Annotated in this window: 17 protein-coding genes; 9 read left to right on the top strand and 8 right to left on the bottom strand. The window is 32.0% G+C overall.

The window, feature by feature from the left end:
• Positions 1-8 precede the first annotated feature (8 nt).
• Together QZN45_RS03365 and iorA are read right to left on the bottom strand one after the other, a co-directional pair.
• Positions 9-593, bottom strand: a complete 585-nt coding sequence (locus QZN45_RS03365) for an indolepyruvate oxidoreductase subunit beta (protein WP_292880219.1) — start codon at positions 591-593, stop codon at positions 9-11.
• Between the two features lie 4 nt (positions 594-597).
• A complete protein-coding gene (iorA, locus tag QZN45_RS03360; protein ID WP_296811134.1) occupies positions 598-2,490 on the bottom strand; it encodes an indolepyruvate ferredoxin oxidoreductase subunit alpha in 1,893 nt (630 codons plus the stop codon).
• Positions 2,491-2,597: 107 nt separating this feature from the next.
• On the opposite strand from iorA, the gene tfrB reads away from it, so the two are divergent.
• The 5 genes from tfrB to glyS are packed head-to-tail and all read left to right on the top strand — an operon-like array spanning position 2,598 to position 8,127.
• A complete protein-coding gene (tfrB, locus tag QZN45_RS03355; protein ID WP_296811132.1) occupies positions 2,598-4,073 on the top strand; it encodes a fumarate reductase (CoM/CoB) subunit TfrB in 1,476 nt (491 codons plus the stop codon).
• 11 nt (positions 4,074-4,084) lie between these two features.
• Entirely contained in the window at positions 4,085-4,993 is a 909-nt protein-coding gene (locus QZN45_RS03350; protein ID WP_296811130.1) for a TrmJ/YjtD family RNA methyltransferase, read from the top strand.
• Complete coding sequence (locus tag QZN45_RS03345) at positions 4,990-5,817, top strand: DUF362 domain-containing protein (protein WP_296811128.1); 828 nt, start codon at positions 4,990-4,992, stop codon at positions 5,815-5,817. The genes QZN45_RS03350 and QZN45_RS03345 overlap by 4 nt, the downstream gene beginning before the upstream one ends.
• Positions 5,818-5,832: 15 nt before the next feature.
• Positions 5,833-6,420, top strand: a complete 588-nt coding sequence (gene dcd, locus QZN45_RS03340; RefSeq protein WP_292880230.1) for a dCTP deaminase — start codon at positions 5,833-5,835, stop codon at positions 6,418-6,420.
• Positions 6,421-6,432: 12 nt separating this feature from the next.
• Positions 6,433-8,127, top strand: coding sequence for a glycine--tRNA ligase (gene glyS, locus QZN45_RS03335; protein ID WP_296811126.1), 1,695 nt, complete (start codon positions 6,433-6,435; stop codon positions 8,125-8,127).
• 8 nt (positions 8,128-8,135) lie between these two features.
• Here the strand turns inward: glyS and QZN45_RS03330 are convergent, their stop codons facing one another.
• Positions 8,136-8,912: a winged helix-turn-helix domain-containing protein gene (locus QZN45_RS03330; RefSeq protein ID WP_292609394.1), complete on the bottom strand. Its 777-nt coding sequence runs from the start codon at positions 8,910-8,912 to the stop codon at positions 8,136-8,138.
• 186 nt (positions 8,913-9,098) lie between these two features.
• Between QZN45_RS03330 and QZN45_RS03325 the strand changes: the two genes are divergently transcribed.
• Together QZN45_RS03325 and QZN45_RS03320 are read left to right on the top strand one after the other, a co-directional pair.
• Entirely contained in the window at positions 9,099-9,863 is a 765-nt protein-coding gene (locus tag QZN45_RS03325) for a TatD family hydrolase (RefSeq protein ID WP_292606773.1), read from the top strand.
• Between the two features lie 28 nt (positions 9,864-9,891).
• Positions 9,892-10,788, top strand: coding sequence for a TDT family transporter (locus QZN45_RS03320; RefSeq protein ID WP_296811124.1), 897 nt, complete (start codon positions 9,892-9,894; stop codon positions 10,786-10,788).
• 5 nt (positions 10,789-10,793) lie between these two features.
• Here QZN45_RS03320 and QZN45_RS03315 read toward each other — a convergent pair whose 3' ends face one another.
• On the bottom strand, positions 10,794-11,405 hold the full coding sequence (locus tag QZN45_RS03315; RefSeq protein WP_292606777.1) for a cell division protein SepF: 612 nt from the start codon (positions 11,403-11,405) through the stop codon (positions 10,794-10,796).
• A gap of 5 nt (positions 11,406-11,410) precedes the next feature.
• A complete protein-coding gene (locus QZN45_RS03310; protein WP_292880241.1) occupies positions 11,411-12,463 on the bottom strand; it encodes a DUF1611 domain-containing protein in 1,053 nt (350 codons plus the stop codon).
• A gap of 186 nt (positions 12,464-12,649) precedes the next feature.
• Here QZN45_RS03310 and QZN45_RS03305 point away from each other — a divergent pair, with 186 nt between their 5' ends.
• Both QZN45_RS03305 and QZN45_RS03300 read left to right on the top strand, forming a co-directional pair.
• A complete protein-coding gene (locus QZN45_RS03305) occupies positions 12,650-13,594 on the top strand; it encodes a 3H domain-containing protein (protein ID WP_296811122.1) in 945 nt (314 codons plus the stop codon).
• Complete coding sequence (locus tag QZN45_RS03300; protein WP_292606926.1) at positions 13,587-14,168, top strand: ZPR1 zinc finger domain-containing protein; 582 nt, start codon at positions 13,587-13,589, stop codon at positions 14,166-14,168. Before QZN45_RS03305 ends, QZN45_RS03300 begins: the two co-directional genes overlap by 8 nt.
• Positions 14,169-14,176: 8 nt before the next feature.
• Here QZN45_RS03300 and QZN45_RS03295 read toward each other — a convergent pair whose 3' ends face one another.
• The 3 genes from QZN45_RS03295 to QZN45_RS03285 form a co-directional block, all read right to left on the bottom strand.
• The gene (locus tag QZN45_RS03295; protein WP_292606923.1) at positions 14,177-14,617 is read right to left on the bottom strand and encodes a hypothetical protein; all 441 of its coding nucleotides are present in this window, start codon (positions 14,615-14,617) and stop codon (positions 14,177-14,179) included.
• A 267-nt stretch (positions 14,618-14,884) separates the two neighbouring features.
• A complete protein-coding gene (locus QZN45_RS03290; RefSeq protein ID WP_296811119.1) occupies positions 14,885-17,155 on the bottom strand; it encodes a DUF11 domain-containing protein in 2,271 nt (756 codons plus the stop codon).
• Positions 17,124-17,574: DUF11 domain-containing protein (locus QZN45_RS03285; protein ID WP_296811117.1), on the bottom strand; the 451-nt coding region annotated here is incomplete at its 5' end. The genes QZN45_RS03290 and QZN45_RS03285, both read right to left, overlap by 32 nt.

Below are 17,574 nucleotides of genomic sequence, written 5' to 3'. Positions count from 1 at the left end.
TTAAATATTTAACCTTTAATTGATTTGTACCCACTTTCAATAGCTTTTAAATTCATATCATGGAATTTAGGTTTTAAATTATTTTTCATTGCATCAATGACTGAATCTTTTGATAATGGGAAATTGTCATCAGCAGTCACAGCCCCTAACAGAACCATATTAAGTGCTAAAACACTTCCAGCATCAATAGCCAATTTAGTACCATCAATTGGAAGAACATATTTAAAATTTTCTTTTAAGGTTTTTGTTATGCTATCAACACTTGGATATGCCTTATCAGATGAAGAAGGAATAATTGGATGAGTATTGTAGACAATTTTGGTTTCGCTATTCACCTTATCCAATCCCCTTATTGTTTCAATTGGTTCAAAAGAAAGCAACATATCTGCACCCTCATTTGGAATGATTGAAGAATTATATCCTCCAATTTTTAATTCTGTGGAAACGGAACCTCCTCTTTGAGACATTCCATGAATTTCACTCATTACTACATCCAGACCTTGGTTCATTGCAGCTTCACCAATGATAGTTGAAGTTTTAATAATTCCTTGGCCTCCAACACCACAAATATAAATACTATAATGATTATCCATCTTCTCACCTACCTGCCTCTAAAGCACCATACTTACAAACTTGTATACATACATTGCATCCATCACATTGAGATTTATCTATAACAATTTTACCATTGATTTTTGAAATGGCAGGACATGCAAGTTCACTTACACATTTATCACAATTATTACAATTACTTTCAATAAAATTAACCGGAGGTTTCTTAGTTAAACCTTTTATTAATGTACATGGGGCTTTTGAAACAATTACAGCAGTATCATTTCTTTCAAAAGCTTCTTTATAAGTTTTAACAACTTGTTCCAAATTAAACGGATTAATCACACGTACATAATCACATCCGCAAGCAAGAGCTAATTTACGAATAGAAACTTCCGGAGCTTCATCACCCATCCCATCAATAGGAATGCCCGGATTTGGTTGACCTCCTGTCATTGCAGTAATCCTGTTATCCAAAACAGTCAAGACAAAATTATGTTTATTGTGAACTGCATTAATCAAAGGTGAAATTCCACTGTGGAAAAATGTGGAATCACCAATAAAACTTGCTACCTTTTGGTCTGTTGAAACTGAAAATCCACAGCCATCTCCAACACTTGAACCCATTGACAATAGGTAATCTGCAGCATTATATGGTGGATTAATACCTAAAGTATAACATCCAATATCTGATGCAAATACCACATCATCTGTTTTCAATCCAAGCTCTTCAATAGCTTTATTTATTCCATAATACATTGCCCTGTGAGGACATCCAGCACATAATACCGGTGCACGGGAAGGAATATCTTCTTGCAATTTTTCTAAGCTTGATGAATATTTTAAATCGCTTACTTGTTTGAAATTCAATATCTTATTGAATCCATCTAAAACCACATCAGAATTGAATTCGTGATAAAGAGGGAAAGTTCCATCCAATTTACCATGGACAGTAACATCCAGTTTTTTAGCACCTATTGTGGATAATGTCTCTTTTTCTATTATTGGATCCACTTCCTCAACAATGAAAACATCATCCATTTCCTTTAAAAATTCTGCTACTTTTTCCTGTGGGAATGGATATGAAAATCCTAATTTTAAAATGTCAATATCCAAATTATTGAATTTGACAACATCATGAGCATAATTATAAGCGCTGCTTGATGAAATCACACCATACTTTTTGTCAGCTGAAAAATCAATTTCTGTATTCAAATCACTTTTATTTGTAATTTTTTCAATTTTGTGTATTTTATCCCATAATCTGACATGCATATCTCCTGCAAAGGCAGGAACAGGAACAAATTGGGATGGGTCTTTTTTAAAGTGACCTCTTTTCCAATGATTTTCGTTATTTGTAGAATTATCTCCAACATCTCCAAATTCCACAACTCCCCTCATATGAGATACACGAGTGGTTGTTCTTACAATTACTGGAATTTGAAATTGTTCTGACAAGTCAAAAGCATATTTAACCATGTCTTTAACTTCTTGACAATTGGACGGTTCCAAGATAGGGACATTGGCCAATCTTGCGTAATTCCTGGTGTCCTGTTCATTTTGAGATGAGAAAAGAGAAGGATCATCTGCAGACAATATTACCATCCCTCCTCTGACTCCAGAATATGCAGTTGTCATGAATGAGTCTGCGGCCACATTCATACCCACATGTTTCATAAAAGTAAATGAACGCAACCCTGATGCAGCAGCAGTAGCTGCAACCTCCATGGCTACTTTTTCATTAGTAGAAAATTCAAAATAAATATTTGCATCTTTAGCTAACACAGACAATACATTTCCAATTTCTGATGAAGGAGTTCCAGGATAAGTAGCTGCAATAGAAACACCAGCCTCTATTACTCCTCTTACAGCAGCTTCATTACCAAGTAAAAAATGTTTATCACCATTAACTCCTGTAACTAATTCTTTTAAATTCATATATTTTCCTCAAAATTATCATTAATACAATATATTATATAATAGTTTTAAATATAAATATTCATATTATGATGTTTTATTAGCATTTATAAATCGGAGGGGAAATGATGATTAAAGTATATGTTTCAAGGTTCAATAGTGAAACTGACTCAGAACCTCATTTGGAGTGTTATGAAATAGAAAAAACACCTCAGATGAAAGTTTTGGATGCACTTCAAGCAATTAATGAAAAATATGATGCTGACATCAGTTTTAGAAGTTCATGTAGAGCTGGACAATGTGGATCCTGCGGAATATTGTTTAAAGGAAATGGTGCTCTTGCCTGTCAAAAAGAGATTAAGGATGGCGCAATAATCGAACCGTTGAACTTTCCAGTTATTAAAGATTTAATTGTTGACAAATCAAGTATCGAAGCTAAAGTAAAAGATTTAGAATTGTCCCTCCAATGTGATCATAAATGCAGTGAGCTAAATACTTCAATAACAAAAGAAGACACTCAAGATACAAAAAAAGTAAGGAGCTGTATCGAATGTTATTCCTGTCTTTCAACCTGTCCAGTTGTTAATATAGCAACAGAGGAATTTGGAGGACCTTACTTAATGAGATACATTGATAAATTTGAAACCGACCCAAGAGAAAACTTTGATAGACTCAAAGAAGCATTGGACGAAGGTTTATATAAATGTACCAGTTGTGGAAAATGTCTGGCAGTTTGTCCTAAAAACATAAATACATTTGGTGATGCAATTGAAAAGATGAGAGCAATTGCAGTTGCTAATGGTTCAGGTCCACTTCCAGAACATGTAGCATTTAAAGAAAATATTCTTAAAAATGGAAGGTCAGTAACAACAGATAAAACTCCATTTATAGAGCAAATCGAAAATTATAAAGGCTCAAAAATTGCATTCTTTACGGGATGTATGGTTGACTACAAATTCCCTGAAATTGGACAAATGTTGGTTGATGTTTTAAAGGAAAATGGCATCGATATTGATGTTCCTGAAGGGCAAGTCTGCTGTGGATCACCATTATTGAGAACAGGCCAAACAGATATAGTTCAAGACCTTGTTGATAAAAATAAAGAAGTTTTTAAAGATTACGATACAATTATTACAATTTGTTCCGGTTGTGGAGCTACACTCAAAAATAATCACCCCGAATTCGGTTCCAAATTACATGTCATGGACATCAGCGAATTTTTAGTGGATAAACTGGATACCAGTAAATTAAAGGACATAGACATGACTGTTACATACCATGATCCATGCCATTTAGGTAGAGGGCAAGGCATTAAAGATGCACCCCGCAAGATTATTGAAATGATTCCTGGCATTACATTTAATGAAATGAAATACCCATGCCAATGCTGTGGAGCAGGCGGTGGAATAAAATCCGGAAAACCTGAAATTGCAATGGATTTAGCTAAATCAAAAGCAGAAATGGTTAAGGAAACTGATGCTGATGCCGTGATTACCATTTGTCCGTTTTGTGAATTGAATATCAGAGACGGGTTAGATGCAATCGGCTGTGAAAATATCAAAGTGATGCATTTACTTGAATTATTAACAAAATCTTATGAATAATTACTTAGAAGTTGATTAATATGGGAGACACTGCTGTAAGTGAGCAAAAGGTTGTAGAAACCAGTACAATCAATTCATCAGAAAATAAAGAAGACAGTAAAACAGAATCCAAATCAACTTCCACTAAAAAATCAAAAACAAGAACTCAATCTAGAGGAAAAGCACGAGCAAAACTTATTCGTGAAAATGAAGAAAAAGAAGTAAGCCAATTTAAAGAAAACATTTACATAGTTTTTGTGGAATGTGAAACTCCAGGAAACATTGGTTTTCTTGCAAGAACTATGGCTAACTTTGGATTAAAAAATTTAATACTTATAAACCCTCCAACATTAACTAATGACGCTTATTATCAAGCTACTCATGGAAAATACATTGTTGAAAATGCAAAAGTCTATAAAACATTAGACGAATTCTATCAATCACAAAGAATAGATTTTAAAGTAGCATCAACAGGGATGGCTGGAGGAAGTTACAACTTAGCCAGAATCCCTATAAAACCAGAAGAATTGGGAAAGTCATTGAATGCTTCAAATAAAATTGCTATTCTATTTGGAAGAGAAGGAGATGGACTTTCAAATAAAGAAATTAACGACTGCGACATCTGCGTATCCATTCCAACAGATCCAACTTACCCAATAATGAATATTTCCCATGCAGCAGCAATAATATTCTATGAACTGTTTAAAAATAAACATGAATTTGGTGTTGAAGGCTTGAATGAAAGCAGTGCCGTTGAAAAAGACTTGCTGTTAAATGACATGAAAAAACTAATAGATTACCTGGACATTCCAGAACATAAAAAGAAAAATGGCTTGAAAACATTCAACAACATTATTTCAAGAGCATTCATAACTAGTAGAGAAGCCCATACATTTAAAGGGATATTAAGAAGATTAAAAAATAAACTTGGTGAACAATGAGAAGACCTAGATATGTGGATATTAGTATTTTTATTCTCAAATACATATTCAACTGGAGATTTTGGATAGCAGAGATTACAAAAAAATCAGAATCTTACAAAAAAATCATTGACAAAATGCTTTTTGAAGATGATGAAATCGTTATCATACCTAATACCATTAATGTCAATAAGAAAATAGAGTCCGAAGGCTCTGAATTCTTACCTACAGACATTATTAAAGATGTTGTTAAACGCTGCGATGACATTGTAATTATGAATTCATGTTTATGCAGAAGTTCAAACGATTGTAAAGATTATCCTCATGATATTGGTTGTATTTTCCTTGGACCAACAACCAACAAAATTCCAGAGCATATTGGTAAAAAAGCAACAGTTGATGAAGCTTTAGCCCAGATTGATAGAGCAGATGCTGCAGGTTTAAGTCATCTCATTGGAAGAAATAAAATCGATACAGTTTGGATGAACATACATCCGGGAGAAGGACTTTTAACAATATGTCATTGCTGCCCATGCTGCTGTTTATGGAAAGTTTATCCTAATTTGGATGAGGACATAAGCAATAAAGTAGAAAAACTTGATGGTATTACAGTAAAGCTTCATGAAGATAACTGCAGACTGTGTAAAAAATGTTTAAATGAAGTTTGCATGTTCCAAGCAATACGCTTAAAAGACAACAAAATCTCAATTGATTATGACACTTGTAAGGGATGCGGCCTTTGTACAAATGCATGCAAATTTGATGCTATTACAATTGATTATTCTGATGAAACTATTGATAATGTAATTAATAGGATGGACAATTTATATAAAAAAGAATTATAATGTTTGTGTGAAAATATGGCAATTTTAAGTGATAAAACTATAAAAGAATATTTAAATGAAGGGAAAATATCTATTGAACCTCTTTTAGATGAGAAACAAATACAACCATCTTCTGTTGATATGAGATTAGGAGATGAGTTCAAGGTATTTAAAGTAATTAGAAAACCTTTCATTGATCCTAAAGATGAAGAAGACATTGCTTCATACATGGAATCAACTACCGTCAAAGAAGGTGAAGCTTTTATAATACACCCTAATGAATTTGCGCTTGCGACAACCTTAGAATATGTCAAAGTGCCAGATGATTTGGTGGCAAGAGTTGAAGGCCGTTCAAGTATGGGTCGCTTAGGCGTTACCATGCATGTTACTGCAGGTTTCATCGATCCAGGATTTGAAGGAAAAATTACATTAGAAATTTCCAACATTGGTGCAATGCCTGTAGCGCTTTATCCTGGCCAAAGAGTATGCCAAATTGTATTTGAAACCATGACCACACCCTCAGAATTACCGTATGGACACCCAGATAGAAAAAGCAAATATATGGGACAAACTAGCCCAGAAAGCAGTAGAGTTAAATTAGATTATGAATTGAAAAAAGATTAGGAGATAATATTTATGAATCATGATAAAATGGCAAACATCAGTGCAAAAAGAGGATTTTTATGGCCGTCCTTTGAAATTTACTCCGGAGTATCTGGTTTTACAGATTATGGACCTCTTGGAGCAAGCTTAAAAAACAACATCATGCAAAAATGGAGAAAACAATACGTTTCAGGTGAAGGATTTTATGAAATTGAAGGCCCTACAGTAATGCCTAAAGAAGTTTTAAAAGCATCAGGCCATGTCGATAACTTTACAGACCCAATGTGTAAATGTGAAGAATGTGGGGAAGTATTTAGAGCAGACCACATTATCGAAGAGGTTATTGGTGAAGATGTAGAAAGCCTTGAAAACGAAGAACTTGACCAAATCGTTATCGACAATAACATAACCTGCCCAGAATGTGGTGGAAAATTGTCAAGTATCTGGAATTATAACCTAATGTTTAAAACTGAAATTGGTGCTAAAGGGGATAAAGTAGGTTATATGAGACCTGAAACCGCCCAAGGAATATTTATTTTATTCAAACGTTTGGAAAGATTTTTCAGAGGAAAACTTCCATTTGGTGCAGTTCAACTTGGAAAAGCATATAGAAACGAAATTTCACCAAGACAGGGAGTTATTCGATTAAGAGAATTCACACAAGCAGAAGCAGAGATATTTCTAAATCCCAAAGACAAGACCCATCCAAAATTCGGACAGATAGAAAATGAAATTTTAACATTGAATTCTCAGGAAGTACAGGAAAACAACACAGAACCTCTAAAAATTACTGCACGTGAAGCATTGGAAAAAGGTATTGTTGCCAATGAAATGCTCATTTACCAATTATATTTAGCTCGTAAATTTTTAACAGAAATTGGAATTCCAGAAGAAGTTTTAAGATTCAGACAACATTTAGCTGGAGAGATGGCTCATTATGCCCTTGATTGTTGGGACGTTGAAGTAAAAACCGACAAATATGGATGGGTCGAAATTATTGGAATTGCTGATAGAGGAGATTATGACCTATCATCACACTCCAAATTCAGTAATGATGAACTAACAGTATTTATGGAATACGACGAACCTAAAAAAGTTCAAAAAACAATAGTGAAACCTAACTTATCCAAATTCGGACCAATATTTAAAGGAGATTCACCTAAAGTAAAACAAGCTATTGAAGATGCAAAACCTGAAGATATTAAAGCAGCTCTTGAAAAAGATGGAAAATTCACCGTGGAACTAGACAAAGTTTATGAAGTGGATGAAGAATTACTTATCTTTAAAGATGTCGAAGAAGAAATTACCGGTGAACAGATAATTCCCCATGTAATCGAACCTTCATTTGGAATTGACCGTATAGTTTATTCCGTTTTATTGCATTCATTCTGTGAAAGCGATGATAAGGATTATTTCAAATTCAATAAGTCTGTTGCTCCAGTGCAAGTTGGAGTGTTCCCCCTTGTAAACAAAGAAGGACCTCGTGAAATAGCTCAAAATCTTACTGAAGAATTAAGAATGAATGGATTTAGAGTTGAATACGATGCAACTGGAACCATTGGTAAACGATATGCCCGAGCTGATGAAATCGGTATTCCTCTTGCAATCACTGTAGATTTCGATACTCTTGAAGATAATCAAGTAACTGTAAGGGATAGAGACACCGAAGCTCAGGAAAGAATCGCCATTGACAAATTGAACGAATACTTGGAAAAATATTATAAATGAGTTTAAACTCATTTATTTCCATTTTTAAAGTTTTCAAATAGATTGACAGCCCATTTAATTGCATCAGCATTTTTTGATGTCAATAGCCTATTTTGATCGAAATAACCATCATCCTTGAATAATCCCAATACCATCACTTCATCAGTAATTATAAGTAAAAAGTTCTTATTTTGACTAAAAGAGGATAAATTTTCAATTTTGGATTCTTTTTCAAAAATATCGAAAATATTATCACTAACAATAGCTTCAACATCAATTTTATTTTCAACCAATCCATCCAATTGTCTGTTAAAATTTTCATAATAAAATGGTAAAATACATTTTACTTCCTTTGCCTGATTTAAGACCTGCTCAATATAGTTATATATTTTATATGCCTCGATGTCTCTTGATTCAATCAGATTAGCCTGACCAATAAGATATAGCTCAGCCACAGATTCATTGGGAATCATGTCAACCAAATGCTTATCCAAAATATTGAAAAATTTATTTAAAGTGTAAATAATTTCATTCAACGCCAAAATAGTTTCAATTTTTAATCGCATACAGTTAGACAAATAATATTTACTGGATTCTCTGTAAATGTAACCCTTTAATTCTAATTTATGCATGGTGCTAGATACGGAACTATAACTTAATCCAGTATCAGCAGTCAAATCCTTCATGCTTTTTGGATGTTCGTATAAAGTCGCCAATACTTTTAACCTTGAAAGGGAGTTTGTTAAATGTTTTACTTCATCTGAAATGGATTCATAATCTTCTAAATAACATTTGTTTTCAATCACAGTAAGACCACCTATTAGTATTACGTATCATAATATTTTTATTACTTGAGATATAAAATCTCTTGAAGTGAACAAATGCAGAAAGTAACACTTCCAAAAACTTTATAATAATTAAAAATTTCAGATATTTTTTTAAAACAGAACAAACAAATTAATAATCAAATAAAAATATAAAACGGGATAAATATGATAGATACACATATGCATGCAGATTCAAGAAGCGGAGAAGACTTTAAAGAAATGTATATTGCAGGAATTGATACTGCAATTACATGTAGTTACTACCCCTACAAAATAGAACACGAAATGATTCTATTAAACCATTTGAACAGAATTTTAGAACTGGATACATCAAGAGCAAAAGAGTACGGACTAGATTTAAAAGTTGCATTGGGAATACATCCAACAAACTCAAATGTCAATCCTGAAAGAATATTTGAAAAACTATACCAATGGATTGAAAACAAGCAAATAGTAGCCATCGGCGAAATAGGTCTTGAAGATTTAACAGAAAATGAATTGACTATCTTTAAAAAACAGTTAGACATTGCAGATGAAACAAATTCAAAAGTAATTATCCACACCCCTCGAAAGAATAAAAAAGATGTCCTAAAAGAAATTTTAAATATTCTCCCACAGCACATGGATGAAAAACATGCAGTTATTGATCATATTAATCCCCAAGTTGTTGGCGATGCAATAGATACCAATTGTATGCTTGGTTTAACAATTCAGCCACAAAAAATGGACAAAGCCGAAGCAATATCAATTTTGGACGAATACGGATTTGACAGGTTCGTACTGAATAGTGACATCAGCAATAAAGCATCAGACCCTCTTTCAGTTCCAAAAACCGTGAGAGAATTACAAAAACAAGGCTATGATAAAAAAGACATAGATAAGGTATCCCATAAAAATGCTTTAAGTTTCTTTAATCTTGGCCAACAATAATAAGTCATTGAAAAATAAATAATATAATATGATTGAAAAGATACCTATTCCAATTTGCGGATTGATTTTGGCATTTCTTTCACTTGGAAATCTCCTAAATGATACTCATCCCCTTTTAAAGGTAGCTTGTGGCATAATAGGTATCGTATTATTAATTTTAATTTTATCCAAACTAGTATTATATCCCAAAAAGATTAAAGAGGATTTCAAAAATCCAATTATTGCAAGTAATTCCGGTACATTTTCGATGAGTTTGATGATTTTATCTACATACATCTCACCATTTATGCCGAGTATTGCATATGGTATTTGGATATTGGGTGTAGCCTTGCATATTTTGCTAATTGTTTACTTTACCCACCATTTTATTATTCGTAATTTCAATATTTCAACAGTCTATCCCAGCTACTGGATAGTGTTTGTAGGAATCACGATGGGAGCGATTACTGCACATGCCCACAATCTTGATGAAATAGGGTTTATTTTCTTTTTGGTTGGATTTATAGGAATGATTTTCACATTCCCTCTTGTAATATACAGATATATAAATTATAAAGATATTCCAAATGCCAATAAGCCATTAATTTGCATTTTTACAGCAGTTTTAAGCATATTGATTGTAGGTTACTTAAATTCATATAATGACATATCTATTGAATTTTTAATGATAATGTACATATTTGCATGCATATTTTATATTTTTGCACTAACAAAATTAATAGAATATAGAAATCTGGAATTTTATCCAAGCTTTGCCGCATTTACTTTCCCATTCGTTATCAGCGGACTTGCAACAAAAGGAGTCATATCAAAAATAGGTTCAAATATCATCTTAAATAGTGTTTTAAGTATAGAAACAGTCATAGCTACTGCTATTGTATTATATGTATTAATAAGATATATGAAATTTTTAAGTAGAAATTAATCTACTTAATTTTTATTAACCAATTTAACTTTTTTAGGAGAAATAATGATTAAATTTTTATTTTCAGAACGTGCAAGCAATAATGCTTGAGCACCATATCTTTGCCTCATTTTTTTAATTTTATCCCCCGCAAGCCTAAAATTAGCAGGACTTTCTTTTTCCAAGAAAGACAAATCTAAAATCACAGGATTTTTTTCTTCAACAACCTGATCTACAACATAGTTAACATCATCAATTGATTTTGGCCTGATAAGAGCAATCTCATAAAATGATTGTTCAGGAGTGATTACATAATCAAAGTCATCATATACAGGTGCGGATTGAGGCATCACATCTTGATAAGAATTATAACTTGGATTAGGGTTAGGATTATAATTCCTATTAGGATTATAACTTTGATGAGGATTATGGTTTACATTAGAGTCATGATCTTGTACATGAACCTCATCCTGAGGATGATTGTTTGAGGTACCTTGAAAATTAGTAACCTCAGATTTTATTGTTGCACCAAATTCGCGAAATACATCAGTGAGGCTAGTACCTTCTTGTTCTTTTTTTTCAGATGATTCTGTTTCTTCAAATCCCAAACTTCTTTTTAAATTGTCTGTAAACCCCATTTTAACTACTCCTCTAAGTATTCAAAAATAGCATCTAATAGTTTAGAAGCCCCATTATTATAAACATCTTCAGCAGGTAATCCATATTCAGATTCAAATGAATCAAGTGTCATACCTTCATCAGCATTTTTAAGATTGATTGATAATCCAACAACTTTTGTTGGTTCAACAGCTTCAATAGCCCTTATTTCTTCTTCAATGCCTTTAGGTTCCCTATAAGGGTGATTTGGTCTATGACCCACAATGACTGCATCAGGAGCACATCCAATCAATATTGCTGCTGACAATCCTCTTGGATGAGGATTTCCATCTTCAGTTAAGCTGGATTGTCCTTCGATAAAAATAATATCAGGGTTTTTATGTTCTTCAACATATTTAATTGCAGATAATACAGCTGCTGGAACATCCATTGCAGATAAACTTCCAGCTCTAAAATTAAAATCAGTCGGTTCTTCCAATCCCATTTCATCAGTTGAAATTATTGCAGGATTTAAATTTCTTTCAATACAAGATATGCCTAATTGTTTAGTGGTGGTTCTTTTTCCACACTCTTGAGAGGTTCCTCCAACAAAAATAACTGGAGCCTTAGGAGTATAGGAAATTTTTGGTAAAACTTCACAAGATTTTTCAGGAGCAATGCCAGCTATCTTTTCAACAACATCCAATCTAGGACCGATTTCCTTTATAACAACATTTTTTGAATCAGCAAATTTCTTTAAAGATGCATTATCACTTACTGATAAAGATCTAAATGAAGTTATTACATTCAATCCCGCATCGATAGCTTGAACAGCATATTTTAAAGCTGAACCTTCAGCACCAATTGGCAACATTATCACAAGAGATTTTGCATCAGGCGCTTGTTTTAAACATTCATCAAGACTTCCTGAAACAATATGCCCGCAAAATTCTTTTCCTTGCTTTTTAACATTATCATCAATGAATCCAATTGCGTTTACTCCTTCGAGATTGGAGAATTTCTCTCCTCCACCCCCACAACCAACAACAACGAATGGATTTAAATCTTGAATTTCTTTAACTGATTTTACTGAATACAACAATTTCACCCCTATAACTTATAATTTATAATTATCCCTGTAATTTATTATCCTACTATTTTTGAAAAAATCATAAAAATAATATTATATTATTAAATATAATTTTTCATATTAATAAATGTAAATGTTTTAAGAAGAATAATTAATAAATATAGTATTACTAAAAAAAATTAAGGAGAAAGTTGGATGAGAAAACCTTATGTTATTTTAATTGGAAGTGCATCAGGAATTGGAAAATCAACAATAGCTGCTGAATTGGCCAAACAATTAAATATCAAGCATTTAATCGAAAGCGATTTCATTAGAGCTGTTGTTCGTGGAATTATAGGAAAAGAATATGCTCCTGCACTTCACAGCTCATCTTATGATGCATATAAGAATCTAAGAAATAAAGCCCGCTTTGAAAATTATGAGGATTTAGTATCTGCAGGATTTGATGAACATGCATCATATGTGATTCCAGCACTTGAAAAAATAATACAAAGAGCTATTACCGATTATGATGATATTGTTATTGAAGGAGTGCATTTAGTACCTGGATTAATAGATATTGAACAATTTAAGGAATTTGCGAACATATACTTCTTTGTATTGAGTTCTGATGAAGACTCCCACAAAGAGAGATTCGTTAAAAGAGCAGTTCAAATTCATCGTGGTGGAAAACAATTAGATTACTTCAAAGAAAACAGAATTATTCATGACCACCTATTAGAACAGGCAGAAAAAAACGATGTTGTTGTTATCAATACTGAAACAATTGAAAAATCTATGGACAGCATCCTATCAGTGATAAATAAAGCATGCACCACAATAAAATTAACCAATAGTGTTGATGAACTGGAAGATGTTATAAATATCATTATCAATGAAAACAACGGCTCCATTGAAAAGATTACCTACAACATTACTGGATTTAAAGAGCCTCTTGTTAGAAACATAAATATTTCAGATGCAAAATCTTCAATGAGATTTATCAAAAATATCAATGAAAATAAAGATAAAAAGGAATATTTAAGTAAATTATATGATTTGTCAGATTATAGAAATACAGTAATTTGTGCTTCAAATCCGGAAAAAATAGAAAAAATTATAAAAAAATTAGAATCAAAAGGATATGTTTTAAATGAATGAAGAAGAACTTAATGAAATGATTATTAAATGTCCTGCATGCGGTATTGAAGGAGTCGCCAAATCAATTATGAAAGAGATTGAAATACCTCATTTTGGCAAAGTTTTAGAAACAACAATACAATGCCCATCCTGCGGATTTAAACATAGTGACATCATAGCTTTAGAGCAAAATGACCCTGCAAAATATGTTATTGAAATAAATAAAAACACATTATCAACCAGAGTTGTAAGATCACAATCTGCAACAGTTTCCATACCTGAAGTTGGCGTTAAAGTAGAACCTGGGCCAAAATCAGAAGGATATGTAACAAATATTGAAGGAATGCTGACACGTTTTGAAAGTGCAGTTAAAAAGGCATTGAATTTATTTGATGATGAAGAATCACAAAACAATGCAAAGAATACTTTGACTCATATTCAGGAGTTAAAAAAAGGAAACGGAACTGCAACATTAATTATTCTAGATCCATTCGGACAGAGCAATATCGTAAGTGAAAATGTGAAAGTTTTAGAAATTCCCGAAGAGGAATTGCATAATTTAAAAACAGGTTTTAGCCATATCGAAGATAAATAAGAAGAAGATTATTCTTCTTCAAGTTCTTCATCTTCATTTGCTGAGAAATCAGTAAATGAATCTTCTTCTACAACATCTTTTAATTTTAAAGTTTTTTGAACATCCATAGCTAATGCATTACAATCTGCTTTGATAGCTTCTAAATGTAATAAAATTCTTTCTTTTTCTTGATTAATCCTTTCGATATTAGTGTAAGGGTAAGTAGATTCCTTAAGCATTTCGTATTCAATTGTAGTATATGGGTAATCATTTAATTGTTTACATACATTTTTTAAAACATCGCCTAAGAACTTGTTCATTTCAACTTTTACTCTTTCCCTAATCATTTTGTCGTCATCCAAATTTTCTTTCATTAAACGAACAACTTCAGCTTTAGCGAAAGGTAATTTTTCATCATCTTCTTCAATATATTCTTCGGAAGTTTCTTCAATCATTTCTTCTTCAGACACAATTACACCTCGTTTGATTAATTAAAAATATTGAAGATATATGCGATTTTTTAAAAAAAATCATCAATACATCAATATCTAAACAAATATTTGTCAGAAGTTTTATATAAATGTATTGTTTTAATTAGAAAAATGAAGCAGTATTTGGCTATTTTATAGAGCAAGTTATAAAATAATTATAGGGAAAATTAATAATTTTAATAGTTGCAAAATTTTGAAAAATCGTTTGAAAAAAATAAAAAATAGTAGCATTAAAGCTACTTTAAATTACCTTTTCTTTGAGAAATTGTTACCTACAATCATAAGTAAAAACACTATTGAAAGTACTAAAAATACAAATGGATTTCCAGCCACATTACTTTCAAGTAAACTAAAGTTATTTACACTGATTTCACTATTTTTAACAATTTCATCATTATTAGTAGTGTTAGGAGTTTTATTAACAGGTTTTTTAGGAATTTCATCATTTTCAGTGACGTTAACTATTTCAACATCTTCATTATTGTCCAAATTATAATCAAATGTCTCACTAGTTGCTGAAACAATATTTTTAACAATTCCTTTACCTGTTGCTATAGCATCAACCAATAATTCAGCAGATTCACCAGCAGCCAATTTATTAATTGACCAAGTTTGAGTTAATTTATTGAAACTTCCTTTTGAAGCTTTAAAAGATTTCAAAACTAAAGAATCATCATGAACATCATTAACTTCAATTTTTCTAGCATCATCCGGACCATTGTTGGTTAATTTAATTGAATATGTAATAATATCCCCTAATTTATAATAGTATTTAGAGGCTGTTTTTGTTATTATCAAATCACAAGCAGGATTAACAAAAATTGACTCATTAGCATTATTATTGTCTACATCAGGATCAAATTCGTTACCTTGAACGCTTGCAAAGTTTGTGAAAGTTCCAGTGGCTGAAACTTTACAAATCATATCCAATTCCCTAACTTCACCTACAACCAAATCACCAACATACCAAGTTCCATCAGAATAAATAAAATCACTGGCTTTAATTAAAGTTATGCCTTTTGGCATTGTATCTCTAACAATGACCCCACTTGCATTATTAGGACCATTATTTGAAACTATTACAGTCCATTTTATAAATTCACCATAATTCGGATTTGATACATTGACAATTTTTATTACAGATAAATCTGCTACAGGCAAAGCATCAATGAACTCTGAATCATTATTATTAGACATATTCAAATCATATTCACTGCAATTAGCAGATGCATGATTATAAATGATGCCAAGTCCATTAACCATACATGAGATGTTTAAATATGCAGTTTCTTTACTATTCAATTGTTCAATGACCCAGTTATTTCCTATGAATTGTCCAACAGATGCTGTATAATAATTATAGATTAAATTTTCATCCAATAAATCATTCAAAACAACATTTGTTGCATTATCAGGACCATTATTTTTAATGGAAATGAACCAGATAATATTTTCACCATAATAAGGGTTTTTGTTTGATACTTGTTTGACAACCTCCAAATCAACAGTCAATGGAACATCAATTGTTTCATTGTCAACGTTATTGTGAATATTTGGATCATCCTCTTCAGCAGTGATTGAAGCATAATTAGTAATATTTCCTGTTGTATTGACTTCGCAAATAATATCTAATGACTCCTCTTCACCATTTTCCAAACAACACAAATACCAAACACCTTTATCATAAAATCCTTTGGTTGTCACCACATCAACCAATATCAATCCTTTAGGCAGAATATCTTCTACAGCTACAGATGTGGCTTTATCAGGACCATTATTTTTGGCAATTAAAGTCCATGTAATTAAATTACCATATAAGGGATTTGAATCATCAACAATTTTTACAATTGATACATCAGCAGTTTTATTAACTTCAACAATCTCTGAAGCATTATTATTGCTTAAATCATAATCAAACTCACGAGCAGTAACTGAAACATTATTTTGTGTAATACCAGTTCCATTTACCATAGCAACAATGTTTAAACGAATTTCTACACCACAATTTAATTGAGCTATTGTCCAAATACCAGTTCTAGGATTGTATTTACCATTACTGTCATCACTAATCCAAATAAGTGAACCTGGAAGAACATCATTCACAATAACATCATGAGCAACATCAGGACCATTATTTCTAACAACAATACTCCAAGCCACATTATCCCTATAGTTCGGATTACTTTCATTTACCGTTTTTACAACCTCCATATCACAAGCAGGATTAATCAATACAGACGCATTAGCACGATTATTGGACAAATCATAATCAAATTCATTTCCAGTAACATTAGCAATATTGACAAAACGACCAGTATTTTCAACTTTACAAATTATTTCCAAAATAACCCTCTCACCAACAGCAAGCCTACCAATGTTAATAACTCCATCGGAATAACTACCTTTCTCCAAAACAGAATCAACATAAACAAAACCATCAGGCAAGACATCAGTCACCACAACACCAGTTGCAACATCAGGACCATTATTTAGCCAAATCAGAAGCCGGAGAAACATCAATTATTTCAGAATCATTATTATTACTCAAATCATAATCAAACTCACGAGCACTAACAGAAACATTATTTTGTGTAATATCAGTTTCATTTACCATAGCAACAATGTTTAAACGAATTGATGCACCAGAATTTAATTGAGCAATTGTCCAAATACCAGTTTTAGGATTGTATTTACCATTACTGTTATCACTAACCCAAACCAAGGATTTAGGAAGAACATCATTCACAACAATATCATGAGCAACATCAGGACCATTATTTCTAACAACAATACTCCAAGCCACATTGTCCCTATAGTTCGGATTACTTTCATTTACCGTTTTTACAACCTCCATATCACAAGCAGGATTAATCAATACAGACGCATTAGCACAGTTATTGGACAAATCATGATCAAATTCATTTCCAGTAACATTA

Origin of the sequence: uncultured Methanobrevibacter sp. (assembly GCF_900314695.1) — an archaeon.
Taxonomy (GTDB): Archaea; Methanobacteriota; Methanobacteria; order Methanobacteriales; family Methanobacteriaceae; genus Methanocatella.
This window is presented reverse-complemented; position numbering and strand designations above follow the sequence as displayed.

What these genes read in the sequence shown, in the direction of transcription:
- QZN45_RS03365 (WP_292880219.1), bottom strand. Translation starts at nt 593, where the DNA reads ATGGATAATCATTATAGTATTTATATTTGTGGTGTTGGAGGCCAAGGA.
- iorA (WP_296811134.1), bottom strand. Translation starts at nt 2,490, where the DNA reads ATGAATTTAAAAGAATTAGTTACAGGAGTTAATGGTGATAAACATTTT.
- tfrB (WP_296811132.1), top strand. Translation starts at nt 2,598, where the DNA reads ATGATTAAAGTATATGTTTCAAGGTTCAATAGTGAAACTGACTCAGAA.
- QZN45_RS03345 (WP_296811128.1), top strand. Translation starts at nt 4,990, where the DNA reads ATGAGAAGACCTAGATATGTGGATATTAGTATTTTTATTCTCAAATAC.
- dcd (WP_292880230.1), top strand. Translation starts at nt 5,833, where the DNA reads ATGGCAATTTTAAGTGATAAAACTATAAAAGAATATTTAAATGAAGGG.
- glyS (WP_296811126.1), top strand. Translation starts at nt 6,433, where the DNA reads ATGAATCATGATAAAATGGCAAACATCAGTGCAAAAAGAGGATTTTTA.
- QZN45_RS03325 (WP_292606773.1), top strand. Translation starts at nt 9,099, where the DNA reads ATGATAGATACACATATGCATGCAGATTCAAGAAGCGGAGAAGACTTT.
- QZN45_RS03320 (WP_296811124.1), top strand. Translation starts at nt 9,892, where the DNA reads ATGATTGAAAAGATACCTATTCCAATTTGCGGATTGATTTTGGCATTT.
- QZN45_RS03315 (WP_292606777.1), bottom strand. Translation starts at nt 11,405, where the DNA reads ATGGGGTTTACAGACAATTTAAAAAGAAGTTTGGGATTTGAAGAAACA.
- QZN45_RS03305 (WP_296811122.1), top strand. Translation starts at nt 12,650, where the DNA reads ATGAGAAAACCTTATGTTATTTTAATTGGAAGTGCATCAGGAATTGGA.
- QZN45_RS03300 (WP_292606926.1), top strand. Translation starts at nt 13,587, where the DNA reads ATGAATGAAGAAGAACTTAATGAAATGATTATTAAATGTCCTGCATGC.
- QZN45_RS03290 (WP_296811119.1), bottom strand. Translation starts at nt 17,155, where the DNA reads ATGTTTCTCCGGCTTCTGATTTGGCTAAATAATGGTCCTGATGTTGCA.